Consider the following 24,051-nt stretch of genomic DNA (forward strand, 5'->3'; position numbering starts at 1 on the left):
GTAAAACAATAAAAGGTTTTGATTATTTTACAATGTGCATGCGGCAACATACAACAATTTTTGAGGCGATTAACGCTACCAAAAGAAGTAACCTACATCGGTAGCCAGGGAAACTTCCCGGCGATTATCGATTGAAGCTTTTACAAAGGGATATTACCATGTTTTTTCCGGGGATTGTTTACCACTTTGTTCTCCAACATTTTAAACGCCCTGATTAGTTTGGCCCGGGTTTGCGCAGGTTCGATCACTTCATCAATAAAGCCACGTTCGGCCGCACGGTAAGGGTTTGCAAAAATATCGGAATACAGTTTTTCTTTCTCGAGCCATTTTTCCTGGGGGTCGTTGGCTGAGTTGATCTCTCTTTTGAAGATGATTTCTGCCGCTCCTTTTGCACCCATCACGGCGATTTCGGCACTTGGCCAGGCAAAGTTTAAATCGGCGCCGATGTGTTTGCTATTCATCACATCATAAGCGCCACCATAGGCTTTTCGGGTAATTACCGTAATGCGTGGAACGGTTGCCTCGCTAAAAGCATAAAGCAGTTTTGCTCCGTTGGCAATAATGCCATTCCATTCCTGATCCGTTCCGGGCAAGAAACCGGGAACATCCTCGAACACCAAAAGCGGGATATTAAAGCAATCGCAAAAACGAACAAACCTGGCCGCTTTTGTAGATGAATTGCTATCTAACACCCCAGCCAGATAGGCTGGTTGGTTGGCCACAACGCCAATACTTCGGCCGGCCAAACGGGCAAAGCCCACTACAATATTCTCAGCAAAGCTTTTATGCACCTCCAAAAAGCTCTCTTCATCCGTCACTTCGGCAATTATATCACGAATATCGTAAGGCTGCGAAGCGTTTTGGGGCATAAAAGTATTCAACACCGTCCGGCTTTCATCGCCCGGCTCGTAGGGTAAATGCTCCGCCAGTTCCTCGCAGTTTTGCGGCATAAAACTAAGCAGCTTTTTTACATGGTTGATGGCCTCGATCTCATTTGTGCAAGCAAAATGCGTTACACCCGATTTCGTGGCATGTGTATTGGCCCCGCCCAGCTCTTCTGAGGTTACCTCTTCATGCGTAACGGTTTTAACCACGTTGGGGCCCGTAACAAACATGTACGAGGTGTTTTCGACCATTAAGATGAAATCGGTAATTGCGGGCGAGTAAACTGCGCCACCAGCACACGGCCCCATAATTGCCGACAACTGCGGAATTACGCCCGATGCCTGTACATTTTTATAAAAAATATCGGCATAACCACCCAAAGAAACAACCCCCTCTTGAATACGGGCACCGCCACTATCATTTAAGCCAATTAACGGAGCGCCATTTTTCATCGCCATATCCATTAATTTGCAGATTTTTTCCGCATGTGTTTCAGAAAGTGACCCACCAAAAACGGTAAAATCTTGAGAGAAAACATACGTTAACCTTCCATTTATTGTTCCATAGCCCGTAACAACACCGTCGCCCAGATACTTCTCAGTTTCCATACCAAAGTCGGTACTGCGGTGCGTAACAAACATGCCAATTTCTTCAAAGCTTCCTTCATCCATCAAAAAATGAATCCGCTCGCGGGCAGTTAATTTTCCCTTTTTATGTTGACTGTCAATACGTAGCTGTCCGCCACCAAGGTGGGCCTGGTTAATCTTGTCTTGCAGTATCGCTATCTTTTTATCCATATTTGGTTGGTAATAGATTTTAAATTTAAAAATTAGTATCGGGAATGCAAGGTTTGCGTTGGGTTTATTATTCAGAGAGAGCATGATCGTCATCCCCGGAAGGTAGTTTTTTACAAATAAAAGCTCATCCTTATAAAACAGCGGTTTGCCTAAAAACCTCTCCTAAGAAGGGTCGTCATTTCGAGCGCAGCCGAGAAATCCCCAAGCGATGGATCCGATAGCTATCGGATGCAAAACACCAATAACCCACTGCCCATAAGGGAAGTGAGTCAACTGAGAACAGTGCAAAATCGGTAAGGGATCCTTCGTTATACTCAGGATGACAGCGTAAAACCCATTCTCTGAAACTCCTTTGTTTTTGCAAAAGATGAGTAAATATGAGCATATGTTTAATCAATAGCCCTGGCGAAAGTAAATATGACCTTAGCATTTACCAAATAGACCCTCGCCGAGAACAATATAGCCCTAGTGAAAGTAAATAGGGAAGTGGTTCCAAGCTGAATTTTTAAAGTCCTCTCTATCACTTATATTACATTTTTTTTACAACCCTGCGCATTGAAAAAGCCAATTCTGCACTTACATTTGTGATTAGGAGTGAGCCCAATTAGATTTAGCAAATGCTTTTAAGAAAATACAAGTACTTAATCGTCACAACATTTATGTTCATCTTTATGGCTAAGATGGGCATTTCTGGTGCGCCGGTTTTTTGTGCGGGTATTGATAAAGACATTATGAATGCGGTAATTATGCAAATTGAGCTAGAGCACGACAGTGGCAAAGACACTGCAAAAGATACTGCGAAGTTTACTGATTTTAAGCTAACAGAGCTCAATCATCCCATCTTTTCTTACGAATTTTTATCGAGCCATTTCGTGCTCAACAGCAGTTTTATAGAGCATTTTAAACGATATGTAGACCCATATCATCCTACGGTACCTACACCGCCACCCAACCTTATCTAGTTTCTGGAACGAATCTTTTTGGGGTCAGTTGATCTGATGCCCGAATAATTTTGTGAGCACAAATTATTGAAATTCACTTTGTTGTGCTTCACCTTTCCACGCGATTATTTCGTTAAAATTTACTAGATATGATATTGTTATGCAAAAGACGAACCCTGCTTTTTCGGGCACGGATATAAAAAAATATTTTCTTAAAAAGAATCTCACCAAGGATCTTCCATCGAGTATTGTGGTTTTCTTAGTGGCCTTGCCACTATGTTTAGGTATTGCGCTTGCTTCGGGGGCGCCTTTGTTTGCCGGTTTAATCACAGGTATTATCGGTGGTATTGTTGTGGCCTCGTTTAGTGGTTCGCAACTGAGTGTAAGTGGCCCGGCGGCGGGCTTAACCGTAATTGTATTAGGTGCCATAACTTCGTTAGGAAGCTATCAAACCTTTTTACTCGCGGTTGTTTTAGCCGGTGTTTTTCAACTCATCCTCGGTCTTGTGAAAGCCGGAACCATCGGAAATTACTTTCCATCGAGCGTTATCGAAGGGATGCTGGCCGCTATTGGTTTAACCCTGATCTTGAAACAACTGCCTCATGCGCTCGGTGTAGATAGCGACTTTAACGGCGATGACAGTTTTTTTCAGCAAGACCACGAGAATACCTTTACGGCAATTACCGCCGCATTAAGCCATTTTAGCCTTGCCGCAGTGGTAATTAGCCTCTTATCGATTGCCATTTTAATTATCTGGCCCCGGTTTAAGAAACTCGCTATTGTACCCGCTCCTTTGCTGGTAGTGGTGTTGGGCGTATTTGGTACACTGATTTTTGCCAATACAAGTTTCCCATTCCGTGCCGATCAAATGGTGAAAATTCCGGTGGTTAGCGGTTTCGGTGAGTTTCTTGGTTTGTTTACCATGCCCGATTTTTCGCAGCTGGCAAATAAAAACGTGTACTTTGTTGCATTTACAATCGCTATTGTGGCTAGTTTAGAAACGCTTTTAAGTATTGAAGCGATTGATAAAATCGACCCGATTAAGCGCGTATCGCCAACAAACAGAGAGCTTATTGCACAGGGCATAGGTAATATTACCAGTGGAATGGTTGGCGGTTTGCCAATGACTTCGGTAATTGTGCGCAGCTCGGCCAATGTAAACTCTGGCGGAAGAACCAAAATGTCGGCTATTTTTCATGGTTGCTGGTTATTGCTTTCGCTGTTGTTTATTCCGCAAATCATCAATATGATTCCGCTTTCCTGTTTGGCAGCAATACTCCTGGTAACGGGTTATAAACTTACACGCATCGGTTTATTTCAGCACATGTACTACAAAGGCTGGGATCAGTTTGTGCCTTTTGTAGTTACCATTGTAGCCGTTTTACTTTCCGACTTGTTAAAAGGTGTGGCCGTTGGTTTGTTGGTGTCGATTTTTTATCTGCTCAGAACAAATATGCGTAATCCCTATTTCTATAGAATAACCAATGAGGGTGATAAGAAAAACATCCGCATTAAGCTGGCAGAAGAAGTATCGTTTTTAAACAAGGCAGCAATACAAGTAGTTTTAACCAACATCCCTCGTGAAACAAACGTAGTTATTGATGGTTCAAATGCCCGATACATCGATCCTGATGTGTTGGAAACCATTTTTAATTACAAACACAATGCCTATACAAAAGGTATTATTGTAACTTTAGAGAACATTCAAAAACATTATACAGTTCCGAAGTTGAGAAAAAGTAATAAAATAGTAGAAGATATAAATAAGTAAAAAGCTATGTGTGCAAAAACAATAGAAACACAAGACATCACGTACGAAACGTTATTGCAAGGAAATAAAGACTGGGTTAAGGATATGATCGACAACGATCCTGCCTTTTTCGACAAATTATCGGCAGGCCAGAGTCCGCCGGTGTTATGGATTGGTTGTTCGGATAGCCGCGTTCCGGCAAATCAGATTACGAACACTAAACCAGGCGACGTATTCGTGCATAGAAATATTGCCAACGTTGTGGTGCATACCGATATGAACATGCTTTCCGTTCTCGATTATTCTGTAAACGTTTTAAAGGTAAAACATGTAATTGTTTGCGGCCATTACGGCTGTGGTGGTGTAAAAGCCGCTTTGGGTGATAAGCAGGTTGGAATTATTGACAACTGGTTGAGGAACATCCGCGATGTATACCGAACCCACGAACGTGAAATGGCTACCATTAAAGATGCTGAACAGAAATTCGATCGTTTGGTAGAATTGAATGCCATTGAAGGTGCCGCAAACATTATCAACACCTCAATTGTACAGGCGGCTTGGGCAAACGGACAAGAACTTGCGGTACACGCCTGGGTGTATAGCTTAAAAACCGGACTTATTAAAGATATGAAAGTAACAAGTACCGGCCTTAACGATGTAGCGCCCGCCTTTAAGGTAGGCTAGATTTTAAATTTAGTTTTTAGTTTTAGAAAGCCTCGACAATTTGTCGGGGCTTTATTTTTCCTCGGTATTTGGCATGTTTCCCGCGTGGCCCTTATTGCCTTTCTCGGCATCTGCCCGGGCTTCTTCAGCACCAAAATCACTGTAACCAAAATCTCTTCCCAGGTGGCCTGCATCAGATTTTACCTTATTCTTGTCGTTATTTTCATCGCTGTGATGCCGGGGCACCTGCTGATCGGGCATGTTCGATTTATCGGCCGAGTTATCGGCGTTTTTGTTATCGAGGTTTTCGTTGTTATCCGCTGAGTTTTCCATAGTCTTATATCAATGTTTCTATAGAACACGCTAAAGAAATATTGGTTTTAGAATCTTTTTCAATACGTTGTCAGCCTTGCATAAAAAAGTGCAACTTTTCATTTAATCTTTATCCGGTGAATTGGTAAAATCGGTTAGCATTACCTTTTGATTTGACTTTAATTGATGGGTTGTTATTTTGCCTTTGTATTTAAGTTTAAAATCGCCTCCATTTTTGGCCGTAATGCTAGCCGATACTAATTTGTGGTTTTTCCAGCTCAAATCCACCACCAATCCTCCACGTGCTACCAAGCCCGTTATCGATCCATCTTTCCAGGCGGTTGGCAAAGCTGGCAATAAAGAAATAAAATCTTCGTGGCTTTGCAGAAACATTTCGGCCATGCCGCCAACTACGCCTAAGTTTCCATCTATTTGAAAGGGCGGGCCAGCACAAAACAAGTTGTAATAAGTTCCACCGCCGTCGTTGTTTTTTGTATCCATCTCAAACGATGGTCGCAATTGCGTGTTTAAAAGTTGCAATGCCTTATCGCCATCCATCAATCTCGCCCAAAGCGCTATCTTCCATGCATACGTCCAGCCTACCCCAGCATCGCCTCTGGCCAGTAACGACTTCCTCACCGCCTCGGCCAGTTCGGGTGTTTTACTCATCGTAATTTCGTTACCGGGGTAAAACGCATATAAATGCGACAAATGACGGTGCTCTACTTCTACCTCTCTAAATTCTTCTGCCCATTCCTGTAGCCTTCCATCAGACCCTATTTTTGGTCGGGCCAGGTTTTCTCTGGCCTTTGTTAGCTTGTTTAGAAAATCGGGGTCGTTTATTTTTAAAATTCCGGCAGCTTTTAGAGTATTGGTAAATAATTCGTAAATCACTTCCTGATCGTGTGCAGGGCCCATGCTAATGGATGCTTTTATGCCATCAGGCGAATAAAAAGAATTTTCGGGAGAGGAGGATGGGCCTGATACCAATTTGCCGGTTTTTGGGTCTTTTACCAACCAATCCAGAAAAAAAACACTCGCTTCTTTTAAAACGGGAAACACCTTGGCCAAATAGGCATCATCTTTTGTAAAAGCATAATGTTCCCATAAATGCTGACAAATCCATCCGCCACCACCCACGTGCATACCCCAACTCGGATGCTCACCAGGCGATGTGTAACCCCAAACGTTGGTAATGGGATGTAATACCCAGCCATTCATCTGATATTGCGTTTTTGCCGTACGTTTTCCCGGTTCTAATAACGACAAAACCAAATCGATCAACTGGTTATGGCTCGCCGAAAGGTTGGTTACTTCTGCGGGCCAGTAATTCATTTGCACATTAATATCTGTATGGTAATCGCCATTCCAGGGCGTTTGTATTTTATTGGCCCAAATGCCCTGCAGGTTGGCAGGCAAGCTCCCTTCACGCGAAGAGGAGAGTAACAGGTAACGGCCATATTGATAATATAAGCCGTATAACGATGCTTCTTTCTGGCTTTGTACATTGTTGAGCATCAATTCGTTTGTGGGCAAATTATTGGTGCTGTTATTTAAATGCAAAATCGAACGTTTCATAAATGATGAAAAATCACTGATGTGCCGTTGGCGAAGTAATTCGTACTTTTTAGCGGTTACTTTTTGCGTTGTTGCATCCAATTCCTTTTCGAAGTTTATATTGGTATAATCTGGGTAATGCAACCTGTAATTGGTAGCGGCCGTTAAAATAATAGTTACCGAAGTTGCTTTGGTAATTTTTAAGGTATTCCCATTTGCCTTTAAGGTTCCGCCGGTAAGCTGCGGAATGGCATAGGTTTTATAGCGCATGCCATCGCCACCTTTTCCGTTGGTTAAAACTCCGCTCATAATTAAGCGGTTGTTTTTTGCCTGGGTTTTAAATCTTTCAGGTCTGTTTAAAGCCATCGAAAACGATAGCGAGTTGGGTTTGCTCGCCGTGAGTCTGATAACCAATGCCTGATCAGGATAACTCGTAAAAACTTCCCGCTTATATTTTACACCATCCTGCTCATAGCTCGTTAAAGCTACTCCGGTAATCAGATCAAGTTCGCGGTAATAATTTTTATAGGCAGATTTTTTATCGAAATCAAGCATCAAATCTCCCAGGGTTTGGTAACAGCCAAATGGAACGTTTGCGCCATTTCCATGTCCGCTTCCCTTGCCTTTGCAAACTTGCGTTTTGTTAGTTAATTCCGTTGCTTCCTTGTATTTTCCTTCGAAAAGAAGATTCCGTATTTCGGGTATATATTTTGCGGCTTCGGGATTATCGTTATCCGCTACACTGCCGCTCCATAAAGATTTTTCGTTAAGCTGAATGCGTTCCTGGTTTACATCGCCAAAAACCATTGCCCCTAAAAAGCCATTGCCCACAGGAAGCGCTTTAAGCCATTCAGGGTCACTTTTCCAACCGGCGGCAGTGTCTTGCACAGCAGCGTTAGCAGGCGAGTTATACCAGATTTTATCCGTGTAGTTTGATTGCGACCGAACAACCGATACAGTACCGGTTAGCATCCCTATTATCGTAATAATAACGTTTATTTTTTTCATTATTCGAGGTTTAATTTTAATCACTTACTGAGCCGGTGTAACCGTCAGTTAATCTGCATGAAATACTTCTTCCATACCCGACCAGATGTCGCCTTTGGCAGCGGCATCGGGCAATGGCATTTGGCAGGGATCGGTTTCTTTCCACCAACGCCTTGTTGTGGCATCGGCCGCCATTTTTTTCATATCTGCTTCAAAATCCGTCCCCGTGTATTCAAAATAACTAAACAGGTAGGGCTTGCCCTCAATTTCTTTAAGGTAAATAGAATAATTACGGATATTACATTCCTTGATTTTTTTAAGTACATCGGGCCAGGCCGCGGCATGCAATTCTTTGTAATAGTTTGCTTTTTCGGGCTTAAGGCCGGTAACACTGCCAAACCGCATCACGTTAACGCTTGCAGTATTTTCGGCGGTAGGAGGGGGTACTTCGGTTGCCACCCTGACATTTTTGTTGTTTTCGGAACAGCCAGCGCTGAATAAAAGCGCCAACATGGCCATAGCCATAACTTGGAGTATCTTCTTCATTTTGTTTATTTGATTACAGAAATTGATTCGGCTGTTTTATTGAGTTCTAAAACAACAACATAGGGGTTTTTTGACTTTGTTACGGGGATAACAATTTTATCTTTACTTTGCTCAATACTAACCGGACTGCCCGTTATTGCATAAGATTTTACAATTTTCCGGTCAGGGATAGCTTTTAATTCAATTGCGGTTGTATCGGTGTTCAGGATGTTTACATACAGTTTGTTGCCTTTACGGGTAGTTGCGAAGTTATCGTTTGGTTGATAAGGCCCGCCCATAGTGCCGTAAACGGCCTCGCTATTTATTTTAAGCCAGTCGCCCATCTCTTTCAACAGGTCAATTTGTCGTTGTTCAATCCTACCGTCTGGCATTGGGCCAACATTTAGGAGCAAATTGCCGTTTCCGCCGATGGTTTTTGAGAAAATAGTCAAACACTCTTTAAGCGATTTCAATTTGTCGTTTGGTTTCCAGGCCCATTGATTGGCAATGGTAAAGCAGCTTTCCCAGGGCATTTCCATGTTCAGTTTGCCTACCGCTTGTTCAGGTGTATCGTAATCGCCTATCATTTTCGAATGGTCTATTGCCACGTTTTTTACCCCTGCCATTTCCTTACCCAAACGGTTGTTGATGACCAGCGATGGCTTGAGGTTTTTTAAATAGGCATACATATCCCTGCCCATTTCCTCTGTCCAGGGTTTTTCCCACTGGCCATCAAACCAAAGCATATAAGGGTCGTAATTTGTTATCAGTTCTTTTAGCTGGTTTTTCATAAACTGGACGTATCGCGGCATGTTGGCTTTAGGGTCGCCCGAGCCGTTACGATCTTTCGGATTATGAATCGGATAATCAGGATGGTACCAATCCAGCACAGAATAATAAATGCAGAAGTTAATTCCCTGCTTTTTACAGGCCTCGTTTAGTGCGCCAACAATATCTTTTTTATAGGGCGTATTACTAATGTCGTAATCGGTATATTCACTCGGCCATAAGCAGAAACCATCGTGGTGGCGGGCGGTAATGGTGAGGTATTTCATCCCTGCATCTTTCGCTGTTTTTACCCAGGCATCAGCATCAAACAGCACCGGGTTAAATTCTTTGTACAGGTTATCATATTCTTGTTGATCGACCTCTTTTCCGCGGCTCCAGCCGATTTCTGTGCCACGCAAACTCACCGGACCCCAATGTATAAACATGCCGAAACGCTTTTCCATAAAGCCTTCTATTGATGGTGACATTTGGTTTTTGGTTTGCGCACCGGCCAGGAAACTGCCCGTTAGCATGAGTAAGATTATTGTTGTTATACGTATCATAGTTTTTCGAATTAGTATCAAGTATTAAGTATCAAATGGTTAGTATTAAGTATCAAGCATCGAGGCGGGCTGTTAAAAAGCGCACCTAAGCCTTCCAAAAAGGAGAGCTTTAATACGTACATACGATGCTGCGTAAGGTGAACAAGCCGTTATATCAAAAACCGATTTTTATCAGATAGCTATCTGATGTTGCGCATTGGCTATCCTTAAGAATGACAGTATTTTTTGTTACATCCTTAACTTCATCGTATTGCTGCCCGTCCCATCAGGCGGGGATTACTCGTTAAGCAGAAGGGCTCGGCCCGAAATTACACTTGTATCAGCCTTTATCCTCCAAGTTTTATCTTCCTACTTTCCGCTTTCTGCTTTAGTCTTTTAGCTTTAGTCTTTCCGCTTTAATCTTTATTCTTTCCGCTTTAGTCTTTCCGCTTTTAGCTTTATTCTTTCCGCTTTCCGCTTATTTAAAATAGACATACAAAACACCCATGATGGCAAGCAGCAGGGCCGATAGCACTTTATAGTTGCCCAATCCAGTCCAGCCTTTACTTTGTAAGGGTTCCCAAACCGATTTCCAATACAATACTTCACTTTGCGCAGTGTGTTTTACAGGGTAGATGTATGAGAAAACAACTTGTGTTACTACGCACACGCAGAACAGGTAAAAAGCCATCATCATAAATGGTATCTGGCCAATAAAGGTTTCGGTGCCATACACCTTGTTTACAATGAAAACTACGATTCCCAAAACCGAACCGATCAGTAATGTGTATTGTGCGGCCTCGCCGGATGCCTTTTTCCAAAAAACACCCAATAGGAACACGCAGGTAATTGGCGGAGCAATGTGTGCTATGACATCATTTAAGCCCTCAAACAAGCTCTGATAACTGTTTAACAGTGGCAATAGGGCTATTGAAACTATTAAAGCTATGCCGGCCGACCAGCGCCCAACGGTTACCAGTTGCTTATCGGTGGTTTCGGGTTTAAATCGTTTGTAAAGGTCGTAACTGCTTAAGGTGGCAATAGAATTTAAAGCACCTGCAATTTGGCTCATTAATCCTGATAAAAGTGCTGCTACCAAAACGCCCACCAGGCCTTTAGGCAAAAGTTGCGTAATCATTAAGGTATAAATTCCTTTGGTATTCATTACCGTGTGTCCGTTGGCATCAATATGTTGTAAAGATGATAAATCCATGGAGCCCGATTTGTAAAGTGCGTAGGCAAATAAGCCGGGCAACACGAAGATAAATACAGGTAAAATTTTAATAAAACCGCAAAATAGGGAACCCACACGAGCGTGATTTTCATCTTTGGCACCCAAAACCCGCTGAACAATGGTTTGATCGGCACACCAGTACCAGATGCCCAGAATCGGGTAACCTAAAAATACCGCGAGCCAACTCATGCCGCTCGAATCGCCTGCGGGGCGTAACATACTAATTTTGTCCATCGCATTTTCTCGGTGCAGCACCGCCACCGCGTGATCCCAGCCGCCTACTTTATTCCAGGCAAATGCCGTAATAATAATTGCGCCCACAATGAGCACTAAACTTTGTATGGTTTCGGTAACTACCACCGCCTTTAAACCTCCAATAATGGTGTAAAGCCCGGTTAATGCAGCAATTACAACAATGCTGGTGTACATGTTAATACCGAAGAGGGTTTCGAGTACGATGCCTCCAGCCAAAAATGAAAAGGCGATGTGTATTACAATTGCCGATAAGATGGAAATAAAGGCCAACCAATCTCTACAGGCACGGTTGTACCTGCGCTCCAAAAAATCGGGGAGGGTAGAAATTCCCGATCGGATATAGAACGGAACAAATAGCAAGGCCAAAAGAATGAGCGTAAACGCGGCCATCCATTCGAAATTACCGTTTAACAGGCCCGAATCAAATCCGCTTTGCGCCAAACTTACCAGGTGCAGGCACGAAATATTAGTGGCGAACAAGGCCAGCCCAATCATGGGCCATTTGAGGCTTTTACCTGCCAAAAAATATTCGCCGCTTGTTGTTTCGTGGTTCTTTTTCTTGCTTCTTCCTGTCCACAATCCAATGGTTACAATAAACAAAATATAGGCAATGGTAATTATGATATCTATGGTACTGATCATCTTTGGTTTGGTTTTGGATTATTTTAAATCGCAGCTACTGCCCGGCTCCTGAGGTGTAATGTACACGCCGTTCTCGATTTTTATTGGATTTACAAAATGCTGTTTTAAATGAGGAATATGCTCTAAAAACAAAGCTTCGTGCCCCATGGCAATGTGGTTAAATAGGACTAAATGCTGATGCAATTGGCCCATATCGCCAACATGCGGAACTACCGGAACACCAAATTTTTTGCACATTAAACTGATGGTAATAAATTCGCTGATGCCGCCAACACGTACGGCATCTACCTGTGCGAAACTGGTGCAACCGGCCTGCAGGTAATTTTTAAAAACGATGCGATTGGGTACATGCTCGCCCAGTGCCAGTTTTATTGGCGTAACAGCTTCAGACAAGAGCATATGCGCTAAAATATCGTCGGGGTGGGTAGGTTCTTCAATCCAGTACGGGTTCATGTTTTTTAGTTCGCCGCAAATTGAAATCGCCTCTGGTAAAGTCCATTGTTGGTTGGCATCGAGCATAACCTTTGCACCTTCGCCAGCAACTTCCCGAACAATATTTGCCCTGCGGATATCGCGTGTTGGGTCTGCAGAGCCTACTTTAAGTTTCATGGCCGTAAAGCCATTGTCGATCGCTTTTTTACAGTTTTCACGTACTTTCTCGTCGTCGTAGTTAAACCAGCCCACAGACGTATCGTAGCCCGGATAGCCCGCTTGAAGTATGGTTGTCCGTTCTTTTCTGCTGCTTACCTCAGCTTGCAGCATTTCGACGGCTTCGGCTCGGGTAAGAACGTCTTCAAGGTAAGATAAATCGAGCGTGTTTACTATTTCCTCGGGTGTAAGATCGATCAACAATTTCCAAAGTGGAACGCCCCGTTTTTTAGCCCACAAATCGTAACAGGCATTGGTTACAGAGGCCAGGCCGAGGTGTACAACGCCTTTATGGGGCCCTAACCACCTAAACTGCTGCTCGTTTGATAGCGTTTTAAACGTTTGGCCAAAGTTGCTCATGAGATCTTCAATACCAATTCCCTTTAAGTTTTCGGCATAAAACCTGGCCGCGTTGCAAACCAGATCGTTGCCCGCACCCAAAGTAAACGCCAACCCGGTACCAGTTTGTCCGTTCTCAGTTAATTGCGTTACCGCATACGAATATTGCGGATCTTTGTGTACGGCATCGCTTCCGGCGCCCGAAGAAAGCTCGAATCTTTTGTCTTGTATCTGTATTTTATCAATCATTTTAATTAGTTGGAAAGACCGAAGACCGAGGTCGGAAGTCTAAATTGGTTAATTGTTGAATTATTAGATCGTTGTTGTCCGAAGAATCTCTAACCTATTATTACATAAACCCGAAGGCTCAAAGCCCCTCGCAAGTTGAGGTTATGCTGTAAGCAGGATAGTGCACCTATGTTTGAGATTCTTCGCTATGCCCAGAATGACAGTTGTTAATCAATCAATGCCCTGTAGCCCAGTTCTGCGCCACCGCTAACCGGTAAAATAGTGCCGGTAATAAAGCGGGCGGCATCGCTCAAAAGGAACGTACAGGCATCGGCAATTACATCGCCAGCCGGCATGTTGCCCAAGGGCTGTAGCTGGTTTAAATATTTTTCAATCTCATTTTTGTTTGGTTGTTCCTCGCTCCACGCTTGTAAAGTCGGCGTGTTGATAGCTGCGGGGGCCACGGCATTAACCCTTATTTTGTATGGTGCATAATCTAAAGCCATTGCCTTTGTAAGTGCATTAATTGCACCTTTCGTGGCCACATATACCGCATGGTTGTTCTGCCCGATACTGCCCACTACCGAACTGGTATTTAAAATGCAACCTTCCGATTGCTTTAAATATTCGATACCGTAACGGGTAGTGTATAAAATGCTCTTCAGGTTGATGTTCATGAGTAAATCCCACTCCAAATTACTCGTTTCATCTAATGATTTCGACGGATGGGCAATGGCCGCATTGTTATGGATGGCATCAATACGGCCATACTTTTCAGTAACCGCCTTAAAAGCGTTTGATACTTGCTCCTCATAAGCCAGATTGCAGGTTAAATTGAGTTTCTCGGCCGTCTTAATTTCTTCCAGCTGATCTTCGGTCAATGGGTTCTTATCTAATATGCACACAATGGCTGCGGCGTTTACATAAGCTTTTACACATTCCCAACCGATGCCGTTACTACCACCCGTTATTACGATAACTTTGTCTTTCAGCATGCGCTCACTTAAATATTTGGTTAATATTTAGCTAAAATATTAATCAAAGTTTAAAATACTCGGCATAAGGTTCGCTATAACCAACAGAATATTAGCTTTTATTTATTATATTGAACAACGTTAAGGTAATATCGAGCTGCCTTAATTCAATAATACTTTTATGAAGCCTGTTTTTGCGAAAATTCTTGATGGAAAAGTAAACGATGTATACAGTTTGAAGGTTGTTGATGCGCCTTATTTTTCAACCGAGTTCCATTTTCATGAAGAATGCCAACTTACCTATACCCTGGAAAGCGAAGGTCGGCGAATGATCGGCGACAGCATTGCAGATTTTACTTCCGATGAACTGATTTTTGTAGGTTCTAACCTGCCGCATGTGTGGCACAACCACAAGCAGTGCGAAGATGAAAACGAAAACACAGCTTATGCGAGGTCCATTTCGATATTCATACATCCTAATAAAATCCTCGGGCTTTTTAGAGAGCCTGATACTATTGAAAGGGTAAAAAACTTTTTTCGGATAGCTAAAAGAGGAATGAAGTTTGACGGCTTGATCAAAGAGAAACTGCAACAAGCGATGTTGAAGGTTTCGGCGCAGACCACGGAGATCAAACGATTGATAGCCTTACTGCAAATTTTGGACCTATTGTGCTCAACCACCAGTTACGAGCTTTTAGCAAGCCCAGGATACACAAACAACTATCAACTGAAAGATAACGACAGGATGGACAAAATCCTGAAGTACGTTTTTGACAATTTTAATCAAGAGATTTTGCTTACCACGGCTGCAGAAATGACGAACATGAACAAACAGGCATTTTGCAGATACTTTAAAAACCGTACGCAAAAAACCTTTGTAACCTTTGTAAACGAGGTAAGGATTGGACATGCCTGTAAATTAATGGCCCAAACCGATTTGCAAATCAGCGAATTGGCCTATTCATGCGGTTTTAATAGCCTAACCAATTTTAATAAGTTTTTTAAATTGGCCAAGGGCATTACACCAAAGGAGTATAAAAAAATGTTGATTGTTGGGTGAGTTTTGAGTTGGGAGTAGGGAGTTGGGAGTTTTGAGTTGGGAGTTTTGAGTCCGAAGTCGTGAGTCAAGAGTCATGAGTCTGGTAGCGAAAACAAAGCTGACGAACTTTATACGTATTTTTTTGCAACTATGATTTCAGGGGCTTGCCTCTGCTATTAAGTTAAGGATAAAAAAACATATGGTTGCTCATGACGTCGTGGTAATGCATGTCGCCAATGAAGCGCCTACAAAAACGGTCGTCATCCTGAACTTGATTCAGGATTTTTTCGCCATGAACGCCCTACGGGAAAGATGCTGAAATAAATTCAGCAGGACGTGGTGGTAATGTAAGCCGGCAATGAAGCGCCTTCTAAGAACGGTCGTCATCCTGAACTTGATTCAGGATCTTTTTCGCCATGAACGCCCGACATGAATTACTTCGTCCGGGCCTCTTCGGCATTCAAAAGCGCCTCCAATTCCTTTACCTTTTCTGGATATTTTTCGGCCACGTTATTCTTTTCGCCTAAATCATCAGTCAAATTATACAATTGAGCTGTTGGCAGGTTTCCGGTATCAGTATGGGTAAGTTTATAAGTAGCCAATCCGTTCGATGGGCGAATATATTTCCAGTTGTCTTTTACAATTGCCAATTGACTGCTCTGTTCTACAAAATAATCGCGACCCTTTTTATCTTTGCCCATAAAGGCGTTCCATATGTTTTTGCTGTCGATACCATTTTTATTTTCGAGATTAAAAAAGCCTGCAAACGAAGCGAGGAAATCAATTTGCGATACGAGGGCATCGGAAACGCCGGGTTTAATTTCTGCCGGCCACGATACAATAAAGGGCGCCCGGGTGCCGCCTTCTAAAATAGAATATTTGCTGCCTCGCAAAATGCCCGCGGGCTTATGTCCGTTTAGTTTTTCAAAGCCGCCATCTTCGTAGCCATCCATAACCACAGGGCCATTATCGCTGCTAAAAATAATAATTGTGTTTTTATCAAGTCCCAGATGTTTCAATTGCTTCGTAATTTCTCCCACCGCCCAATCCAATTGTAAAATTACGTCGCCGCGATAACCAAGTTCGCTTTTTCCTTTAAACATGGTAGCGGGCAGGCGGGGTACGTGCGGTTCTGTTAAAGCATAATAAAGAAAAAATGGTTCCTGCTGATGATCTTCGATAAAGCTTTTTGCCTTGGTTAAGAAAGTGAACGGAAGCTCCTCGTCAGTCCACCGGGCTAATTTGCCGCCTTTCATATAACCAATGCGGCCAACGCCATTTACTATCGTTTGGTTATGCCCATGACCCACTTCTGCTGGCATTTTCAGCAGTTCAGGATGATCTTTGCCCGTTGGTTCATCGCCAACAGGATTTTTGTAATCGACCATAATCGGATCGTTCGCATCTAAGCCTACAACCAGCTGGTTCTCCAGAAATACATTTGGCACCCGGTCGGCCGTTGCCGGAAAAATAAACGAATAATCAAATCCTGTTTCCCTTGGCCCTGGCGTAACCTCTTTGTTCCAATCCTTTTCAACCGCATTGCCCAAACCCAAATGCCATTTGCCTACCAAACCAGTTTTATAGCCCGCCTGCTGAAAAATTGATGGAAGAGCACTATTATCCGTTGGAACAATCAAAGCCGCATCGCCCGGTAAAACGCCCGTTCCCTTTTTGCGCCATGCATATCTGCCAGTCATTAAAGAATAACGCGATGGCGTGCATGTCGAAGCAGTGGAATGTCCGTTGGTAAACCTTAAGCCTTTTTTGGCAAGCGCATCGATATTTGGTGTGCTTATTTTTGTTGCACCATAACAACTGAGGTCGCCGTAGCCCAAATCGTCAGCATATATGATAATTACGTTTGGTTTTTTCTGCGCTCCGGCATAAAAACTAAAACCTGCTAAACAAAAAATAAAAGATAACAAAAATTTATGGGTCATGGTTAGAAAACGTTAAGCGGATAAATGGTTAGAAAATGTCAAAGTGAAATATACAAAAAAAAAGGCCAAAACGTGAGTTCTGGCCTTTTAATTTCTAATCTTCGGCTAAAAATGGATAGCGGTAATCCGTTGGCGCATCGAAAACCTCCTTGATGGTACGTGGCGAAACCCAGCGTAAAAGGTTGATCATCGAACCGGCCTTATCGTTTGTGCCCGAGCCTCTGGCGCCGCCAAATGGTTGCTGGCCAACTACTGCCCCGGTGCACTTATCATTGATATAAAAGTTACCTGCAGCATTGCGCAACGCATGGCTTGCTTTTTCAATCGCATAACGGTCTTGAGCAATTAGAGCGCCTGTTAACGCATATGGCGAAGTCGTATCAATAATTTCTAAAATCGAGTCGAAATCTTTGTCTGCATAAACATAAACTGTTAAAACGGGGCCAAACAACTCTTCGCACATCGTGGTGTATTTAGGGTCTTTAACCACTAAAACAGTAGGCTCAATAAAGTAACCTTTGCTCTTATCGTAGTTTCCACCTGCTATAATTTCTACATCGCTATCATTTTTGGCAGCATCGATATATTTTGCCAGTTTATCAAATGAGCGCTCATCGATAACGGCGTTGATAAAGTTCGAGAAATCTTCTGTTGGGCCCATTTTAAAGGTAGCCAAATCGCGTAACATCTGCTCTTTAATTTGCGGCCAAAGGCTTTCGGCAATGTACACACGGCTTGCAGCAGAACATTTTTGTCCCTGATATTCAAACGCACCGCGAACAATTGCAGTGTTTGCAACATCTACCTGTGCCGAAGGATGCACTAAAATGAAATCCTTACCGCCGGTTTCGCCAACAATGCGTGGATATGATCTGTATTTGTGAATATTGGTGCCAATAGTTTTCCAGATCTCCTGAAACACTTTAGTAGAACCTGTAAAGTGGATTCCTGCAAAATCGCGATGGTTAAAAATCACTTCACCAGCTTCAGGGCCGTCGGCATAAACCAGGTTTATAACACCGTCAGGCAAGCCAGCCTCGCGAAATATTTCCATTAAAAGGTTGGCCGCATAAACTTGTGTATCGGCTGGTTTCCAAACTACTACGTTCCCCATCATCGCTGCCGATGCAGGTAAGTTTGCCGCAATAGCCGTAAAGTTAAATGGGGTTAATGCAAAAACGAAGCCTTCTAGCGGGCGTTGTTCTACACGGTTCCAGCTGCCACGAGGCGAAACCGGAGGTTGTTGTTTGTAGATATCGGCCATGTAGCTTACGTTAAAACGTAAAAAATCGATCAATTCGCACGCTGCGTCAATCTCTGCCTGATAAGCGTTTTTGCTTTGGCCCAACATCGTGGCCGCATTTAATTTATAACGGTATTTGCCTGCAATTAAATCAGCTGCCTTTAAAAAAATGGCTGCACGGTGCTCCCACGAAAGGTTTTCCCAATCGTTTTTTGCTGCTAAAGCGGCATCAATGGCTTGTGTAATATGTGTTTTGTCGCCAATGCTAAATTGGGCTAATATATGTTGATGATCATGCGGTGGAACAACCTTACCTTTTTTGTCGGTATGAATTTGCTTGCCTCCAATATACATCGGAATATCTTGCTGGTGTGAGCGAGCTGCTGCAAGTGCTTCTTTTAATAGTGCACGTTCCTTGCTGCCGGGGGCATAGTTTAATATAGGTTCGTTTACCGGAGTAGGTATGTTAAAAAATCCTTTAAGCATATTTTATTTTTTATGATTTACGCAAAGATAAGGCTTTTTGAGGGATGCAATTCTATTATTCTGTCAAGAAATAGCGCAAACGTTTGATCGCCTGGTTTAAATTAACAGATCGTTTTTTGTAGCAAAATGCAACCGACCAATAAGGGTAAGATAAGATAAAAGTTGATAAAAGTCAATAAAATTGACATGATAACGGTTTAAAATTTGTATTTTGTTTGCAACTAAATAGAATAATATGAATAACAATAAACCGAGTATACTAAAAGCTTGTGTAGATTTTCAACAAAACCAGGTCGACCGATTTGAAAGCAGGTTAGATACCATTAAGGCTGATATGAACAGTCAGGACACTTCGCCCAGCCAAACAGAAAACCGCAACACCGGCAAGCTGGAAGTTATCGCAAACTATGAAAAAGAGCTGGTTTTTGCTAAAAGGGAGTTGAGTGTGTTGAACTCGATAAAACCCGATTTAACTAGCGACCAGGTAGAGCTTGGCGCTGTGGTGTATACAAAAGATTTAAACTTTTTCATTTCGGTATCTGTTGGAAAATTTTCCGTTGATGGAAAAGAATTTATAGGCATATCCGAACAGGCACCAATTTATAAGGTAATGGAAGGATTGAAAAAAGGAGATACATTTTCATTTAATCAAAGCACTTATACTATAGAAAACCTGTATTAGACAAACTTTGAAAAATGAGTTTTTCGGAGCGTCGGGAAAGAATGTGGATTGATACCAATTTTGTATCAATCCACATCGTTATTGGCGTAAATTAAATCCTGATATTCAAGGTTAAACGGTAAGATGCTCCCTTACCTTTAATATAATCGGTGTTGCGGGCAGTATATTGCGACCTCGGTGTAAAATAATCCTCGTTGAACATGTTTTCAACACCTAAATTAATAGATGTAGCAGGCGTTATATGATAAAATATAGCAGAATTGAATAAATTATAAGCCTTTACCGGACCTTCAAAAGGGTTGTACAGTCCATTCGCTTTCTTTGCAAACCGGTCTCTGCTCGTAATGCCCGTGTATTGTAGCAACAGGTTGAGCTTGCCAGATAAAATGCTGTAATTGATGTTTGCGCCAAACATAGGGGCGCCAATACGATGGCCAGACAGATATTCGTCTTTCTCTCCGTTATACTTGCCATCATCGTCGGCATCTGCCTTACCTTCAACAAAGCTATAGTTTACGGCTGCCTTCAAAGCTTTTGTAACTTTCATTTCAGCATTTAACTCAAAGCCGTAAATGCGTTCCGGCGCTCTAACCACGATATATTCGCCGTTGTTAAATACACTATTAGCGCCAAGGCTCGATTTACTGATATAACCCGTGGCTTCGAAGCGGAGATTTTTGACTTTACTCACAAAGCCAGCTTCATAGCTATCCACAATAACTGCCTCTGTGTTAATTTTGGCAATGTCGTTCACCTTCGCCGCACGCAGCGCTACGCCAACGTCGGAAACTGTAAAGCCTTGAGAGAAACTGATGTAGGGCGAAAAATAATCCGAAGTGTTATATCGTAAGCCTACGTTAAATACGAGTGGGTTGTAATGCAGATTGCCGCCCCTTACATCGATCGATGGCGTAACAACCCCCGTTGTCGTGTTTTTAGAAGGTAATGTTTTGTAATCATTTACCTCAATGTTTACGCTTTCGAACCTCAAACCGCCTTTCAAAATTAGTTTGTCGAAAAAGGTAAACCGAGCCTGCGCAAACGGTGCATAATTAACCATATCCATTTCCGGCACCCAAATGCGCCCATCAACCAATGGTTGAGAGGTTCTATCCCTTTGTGCATCTAATCCATATGTTACATTGGCATCAGCAGAAGCAAAATAAAAAGGAGTATTCAACACCAGCCTTGCTCCATTTTTTTTGGAAAGCACTCTCGATACACCGCCATCAACAAAAGCCTCCGAATAAAAAAATACATTATCTACACTCTGGTAGTAAAAGTCGGCATTGTAGGTCGTGTTTGCAACACCTGTTTCGCCCGCAAAAAATATATTCGCGTTGTGATTTCCCTTTACACCCTGCGGCACACCGCTAGCCTGGCCTTGCATTGCCGTAGTTTTTATGCCCTTGGCATAATCTCCATTTACTGTAATGTAATTGGTAGCTTGCCTGCTGGAATAGAAATTATACGTTGCCTGAACCTTATGCTTGCTATTGAATTTATAGCCCAATTTTGCAAACGCATTATAAGAATCGGTTTCCCCAAGCCCATAAACAGGAGGCATTATATCGCCCTTTGCATCTTTAAGCTCACCAGTTTGCTCGTAAACACCGCTTAAGGCATAGCTTAATTTACCTTTGTCGCCATAAAATAACTGACTGATTCTGCCGCCCATGCTATTGGCCTTGTTAACCAAAGATCCTGTTGTTGCTATTGAGGTTTGGCTGTTAATAACCTTATCGGTTTTGGCGCTGCGTGTAAAATAATTGATTAAGCCACCTGCGGCGCCATTTCCGTAAATAGCGGTTGCGCCTTTAACAACCTCCACCCTTTCAATAACTGCTGGATCTAGAGCTCTTAAATCCATGGCCCCGTTACGAAGTGGAGTAGATTGTGGTACACCATCTACCATAATCAATAGGCTACGTCCGCGAAGCGTTTGCCCGGCATTACTGCTCAAACCCGTGCTCGGTGCCAGGCCAGGTACATAAGTTTGAAGAATTGTAGCAATATTGCTCGAAATATTGATGTTATCCTGCAGGGTTTTGAGCCCCACAACAGTTACAGAAGAGGGTATTTGATCAATTGTTTCAGGAGTTCTTCCTGCAGATATAACCACATCGTTTAGCTGCCCCTGGTTTTCTATCAAGGTTAGGTTTAAGTTTGTGGTTTGCCCAACTGCAACGCTCACCTCTGTTTTTTGCGTTTCAAATTCAAGCGAACTTGCTATTAAAATATACGTACCAGCCTTAACATCATTTAAGATATAATTGCCGCTCACATCCGAAACAGTGCCTTTGCCCGTGCCTTCAAAAACAATGCTGACATGTGCTGCTGGTTTCCCATTTGAGGTAGTTAAGGTACCCTTAATAATCCCCGTTTGGCCATACAACAACGAACTGATAAAAACTGTGATCAACAGACTAAAAATTTTCTTCATTTAATTAAATTTTGTGTTAAAAATTAATGATAATTTGATGTACACTGGGATGTGAGTCAAACGAAGAAATGAACTGTGGATAATGGTTTTTATTTTTATCTGGACTAATTATTAATTAGCTACGAAGATAGCTTTTATAAAATTCAATCAAAATAAAATCATCAGTTTCTCTCGCGAATAATAAGTTTAGTTGCCAAAGCACACTAATCCGCCAAAATCTTATAAACATTTTAAGCCTCCTGCGGTTGCTTTAGGTAGGGATCGTTAGAAACGCGATACCACTTTATTGTTATTTATAAGTATTTTTGAACGCGACGATATGCTACTTAATTATTTACGTCTTTTATTGCTTCCATTTTCACTGATTTATGCCATGGCCATTACCTTGCGCAAAAAATTATACGATTGGGGCCTGATGCGGTCAGTTACTGCTGATTTACCTGTAATTTGTGTAGGCAATTTGGCTATTGGCGGTTCGGGCAAAACGCCCACAACCGAATATTTGGTAAGGCTTTTGGCCGAGTATAAAGTGGCCATTTTAAGCAGGGGATACGGGCGGAAAACAAAAGGCTTTATCATTGCTGATGACGCCGCAACCGCCGAAACCATTGGCGATGAGCCTTTACAATATTACCAGAAATTTGAAAACGTAACCGTTGCCGTTTGCGAAGATCGAGTTAAGGGAATTGAAAAACTAAAGCACAGCCACGATTTAATTATACTCGATGATGCCTTTCAGCACAGAGCCATTAAGGCCGGTTTCAATATTTTGCTGTTCGAATTCAGGAAACTGGGCACCCTGCAGTTTTTGCTTCCAGCAGGCAATTTAAGAGATGTTTTTTCGTCGCGGAAACGTGCAGATGTTCTCCTGGTTACAAAATCGCCAGTTCCGTTGCTGCATGTTGCGCAGCAGGCTTCGATAAACGAACTGCAGCCGAACGATAACCAAAAAGTACTTCATTCTTACCTAAAGTACGGCGAGTTACAGCACCTGTATACAGACGAGCAACGATCGCTCGAATCGATAAAAGACCACGAGATTTTCTTACTTACCGGAATTGCTAATCCTGCCCCACTTATCGAAGAGCTCGAAAAGTACACCAAAACCATAAAACACGAGGAATTTCGCGATCATTACGCCTTTAAAACCGAGGATATCAAAAAGTTTAAATCAGCTTTCCAATCGTCGGCCAAAAATGAAAAAGTGATCATCACAACAGAAAAGGATAGCAAACGTTTAAAAGCTGTGGGATTTGAAGATTTACTGGTAAATTTACCCGTATATTTTTTACCCATCGAGGTTGATTTATTTGAAGAAGATAAAGTTACCTTTGATGAACTTATTTTAACCTATGTTAAGAGCAATAGAAGAAACCGTTGAATATATAAAGCGCAAAACCGAAAACTTTAAACCCGAAATCGGAATAGTTTTGGGCACAGGCTTAGGTGGTTTAGTTAAAGAAATACAAATTGAGCATCAATTGATGTACTCCAATATTCCAAATTTTCCCATCTCAACATTGGAGTTTCACAGTGGAAAATTGATTTTCGGAACATTAAGCGGAAAAAAAATCGTGGCGATGCAAGGCCGGTTACACTATTACGAAGGCTACACCATGCAACAGATCACCTTTCCGGTAAGGGTAATGAAAGGGCTTGGCATCCAAAATTTAATCGTTTCTAATGCCGCAGGGTCGCTAAACCCCGAATTTAAACGTGGCGATTTAATGATCATCGAAGATCACATCAACCTTCAGCCCGATAATCCCTTACGTGGTTTAATCGAAAGTTCCTTAGGTCCACGCTTTCCCGATATGAGCGAACCTTACAAGCGTGATATTATTGCTAAAGCCTTAAGCATTGCGAACGAGGTAGCTATTAACTGCCACAAAGGGGTGTATGTTGCTGTTTCAGGGCCTAATTTAGAAACCAAAGCTGAATACAAATATTTGCGGTTAATTGGCGGAGACGCTGTAGGGATGAGCACCGTACCCGAGGTAATTGTTGCCAACCAGGCCGGCCTGCCCGTGTTTGCAATATCGGTGCTTACCGATGAGGGCTTCCCCGAAGATCTGCAACCCTTTAATTTAGATGAAATTTTAGCGGTTGCCGCAAAGGCCGAACCAAAAATGACCGAAATTTTGACACGACTAATTGCTGAAATATAA

The 24,051-nt window shown here is 42.5% G+C and carries 18 protein-coding genes; 7 read left to right on the forward strand and 11 right to left on the reverse strand.

What is annotated here, in order from left to right; genetic code table 11:
* Window positions 1-140: 140 nt before the first annotated feature.
* Window positions 141-1,682, reverse strand: coding sequence for an acyl-CoA carboxylase subunit beta (locus IZT61_RS18510; RefSeq protein ID WP_196098507.1), 1,542 nt, complete (start codon window positions 1,680-1,682; stop codon window positions 141-143).
* Window positions 1,683-2,299: 617 nt separating this feature from the next.
* Between IZT61_RS18510 and IZT61_RS18515 the strand changes: the two genes are divergently transcribed.
* The 3 genes from IZT61_RS18515 (at window position 2,300) to can (ending at window position 5,057) form a co-directional block, all read left to right on the forward strand.
* A complete protein-coding gene (locus IZT61_RS18515) occupies window positions 2,300-2,644 on the forward strand; it encodes a hypothetical protein (protein WP_196098508.1) in 345 nt (114 codons plus the stop codon).
* 139 nt (window positions 2,645-2,783) lie between these two features.
* Entirely contained in the window at window positions 2,784-4,394 is a 1,611-nt protein-coding gene (locus IZT61_RS18520; protein WP_196098509.1) for a SulP family inorganic anion transporter, read from the forward strand.
* A gap of 6 nt (window positions 4,395-4,400) precedes the next feature.
* Window positions 4,401-5,057, forward strand: a complete 657-nt coding sequence (gene can, locus IZT61_RS18525; RefSeq protein WP_196098510.1) for a carbonate dehydratase — start codon at window positions 4,401-4,403, stop codon at window positions 5,055-5,057.
* A gap of 51 nt (window positions 5,058-5,108) precedes the next feature.
* Here can and IZT61_RS18530 read toward each other — a convergent pair whose 3' ends face one another.
* From IZT61_RS18530 to IZT61_RS18560, 7 genes are all read right to left on the reverse strand, one after another.
* Window positions 5,109-5,369, reverse strand: a complete 261-nt coding sequence (locus tag IZT61_RS18530; protein WP_196098511.1) for a hypothetical protein — start codon at window positions 5,367-5,369, stop codon at window positions 5,109-5,111.
* Window positions 5,370-5,471: 102 nt separating this feature from the next.
* A complete protein-coding gene (locus IZT61_RS18535) occupies window positions 5,472-7,913 on the reverse strand; it encodes a glycoside hydrolase family 95 protein (RefSeq protein ID WP_230383759.1) in 2,442 nt (813 codons plus the stop codon).
* Between the two features lie 48 nt (window positions 7,914-7,961).
* Complete coding sequence (locus IZT61_RS18540; RefSeq protein ID WP_230383760.1) at window positions 7,962-8,438, reverse strand: L-rhamnose mutarotase; 477 nt, start codon at window positions 8,436-8,438, stop codon at window positions 7,962-7,964.
* Window positions 8,439-8,443: 5 nt separating this feature from the next.
* Complete coding sequence (locus IZT61_RS18545) at window positions 8,444-9,748, reverse strand: alpha-L-fucosidase (RefSeq protein WP_196098512.1); 1,305 nt, start codon at window positions 9,746-9,748, stop codon at window positions 8,444-8,446.
* Window positions 9,749-10,205: 457 nt separating this feature from the next.
* Window positions 10,206-11,858: a sodium:solute symporter gene (locus IZT61_RS18550; RefSeq protein ID WP_196098513.1), complete on the reverse strand. Its 1,653-nt coding sequence runs from the start codon at window positions 11,856-11,858 to the stop codon at window positions 10,206-10,208.
* Between the two features lie 18 nt (window positions 11,859-11,876).
* Window positions 11,877-13,094: an enolase C-terminal domain-like protein gene (locus IZT61_RS18555; RefSeq protein ID WP_196098514.1), complete on the reverse strand. Its 1,218-nt coding sequence runs from the start codon at window positions 13,092-13,094 to the stop codon at window positions 11,877-11,879.
* Between the two features lie 206 nt (window positions 13,095-13,300).
* Entirely contained in the window at window positions 13,301-14,068 is a 768-nt protein-coding gene (locus IZT61_RS18560) for an SDR family NAD(P)-dependent oxidoreductase (protein ID WP_196098515.1), read from the reverse strand.
* A 160-nt stretch (window positions 14,069-14,228) separates the two neighbouring features.
* Here IZT61_RS18560 and IZT61_RS18565 point away from each other — a divergent pair, with 160 nt between their 5' ends.
* Entirely contained in the window at window positions 14,229-15,107 is an 879-nt protein-coding gene (locus tag IZT61_RS18565) for an AraC family transcriptional regulator (protein ID WP_196098516.1), read from the forward strand.
* Window positions 15,108-15,520: 413 nt separating this feature from the next.
* On the opposite strand, the gene IZT61_RS18570 is transcribed toward IZT61_RS18565, so the two are convergent.
* Window positions 15,521-17,029: a sulfatase family protein gene (locus IZT61_RS18570; protein WP_196098517.1), complete on the reverse strand. Its 1,509-nt coding sequence runs from the start codon at window positions 17,027-17,029 to the stop codon at window positions 15,521-15,523.
* Between the two features lie 94 nt (window positions 17,030-17,123).
* Window positions 17,124-18,758 carry an L-glutamate gamma-semialdehyde dehydrogenase gene (gene pruA, locus IZT61_RS18575; protein WP_196098518.1) on the reverse strand — a complete coding sequence of 545 codons (1,635 nt, stop codon included), beginning with the start codon at window positions 18,756-18,758 and terminating at the stop codon, window positions 17,124-17,126.
* A gap of 235 nt (window positions 18,759-18,993) precedes the next feature.
* Between pruA and IZT61_RS18580 the strand changes: the two genes are divergently transcribed.
* On the forward strand, window positions 18,994-19,440 hold the full coding sequence (locus IZT61_RS18580; RefSeq protein WP_196098519.1) for a hypothetical protein: 447 nt from the start codon (window positions 18,994-18,996) through the stop codon (window positions 19,438-19,440).
* 91 nt (window positions 19,441-19,531) lie between these two features.
* Here the strand turns inward: IZT61_RS18580 and IZT61_RS18585 are convergent, their stop codons facing one another.
* Window positions 19,532-21,883, reverse strand: coding sequence for a TonB-dependent receptor (locus tag IZT61_RS18585; protein WP_196098520.1), 2,352 nt, complete (start codon window positions 21,881-21,883; stop codon window positions 19,532-19,534).
* A gap of 319 nt (window positions 21,884-22,202) precedes the next feature.
* On the opposite strand from IZT61_RS18585, the gene lpxK reads away from it, so the two are divergent.
* Together lpxK and IZT61_RS18595 are read left to right on the forward strand one after the other, a co-directional pair.
* On the forward strand, window positions 22,203-23,264 hold the full coding sequence (lpxK, locus tag IZT61_RS18590; RefSeq protein ID WP_196098521.1) for a tetraacyldisaccharide 4'-kinase: 1,062 nt from the start codon (window positions 22,203-22,205) through the stop codon (window positions 23,262-23,264).
* On the forward strand, window positions 23,236-24,051 hold the full coding sequence (locus IZT61_RS18595; protein WP_196098522.1) for a purine-nucleoside phosphorylase: 816 nt from the start codon (window positions 23,236-23,238) through the stop codon (window positions 24,049-24,051). The genes lpxK and IZT61_RS18595 overlap by 29 nt, the downstream gene beginning before the upstream one ends.

Origin of the sequence: Pedobacter endophyticus, from assembly GCF_015679185.1 — a bacterium.
Taxonomy (GTDB): domain Bacteria; phylum Bacteroidota; class Bacteroidia; order Sphingobacteriales; family Sphingobacteriaceae; genus Pedobacter; species Pedobacter endophyticus.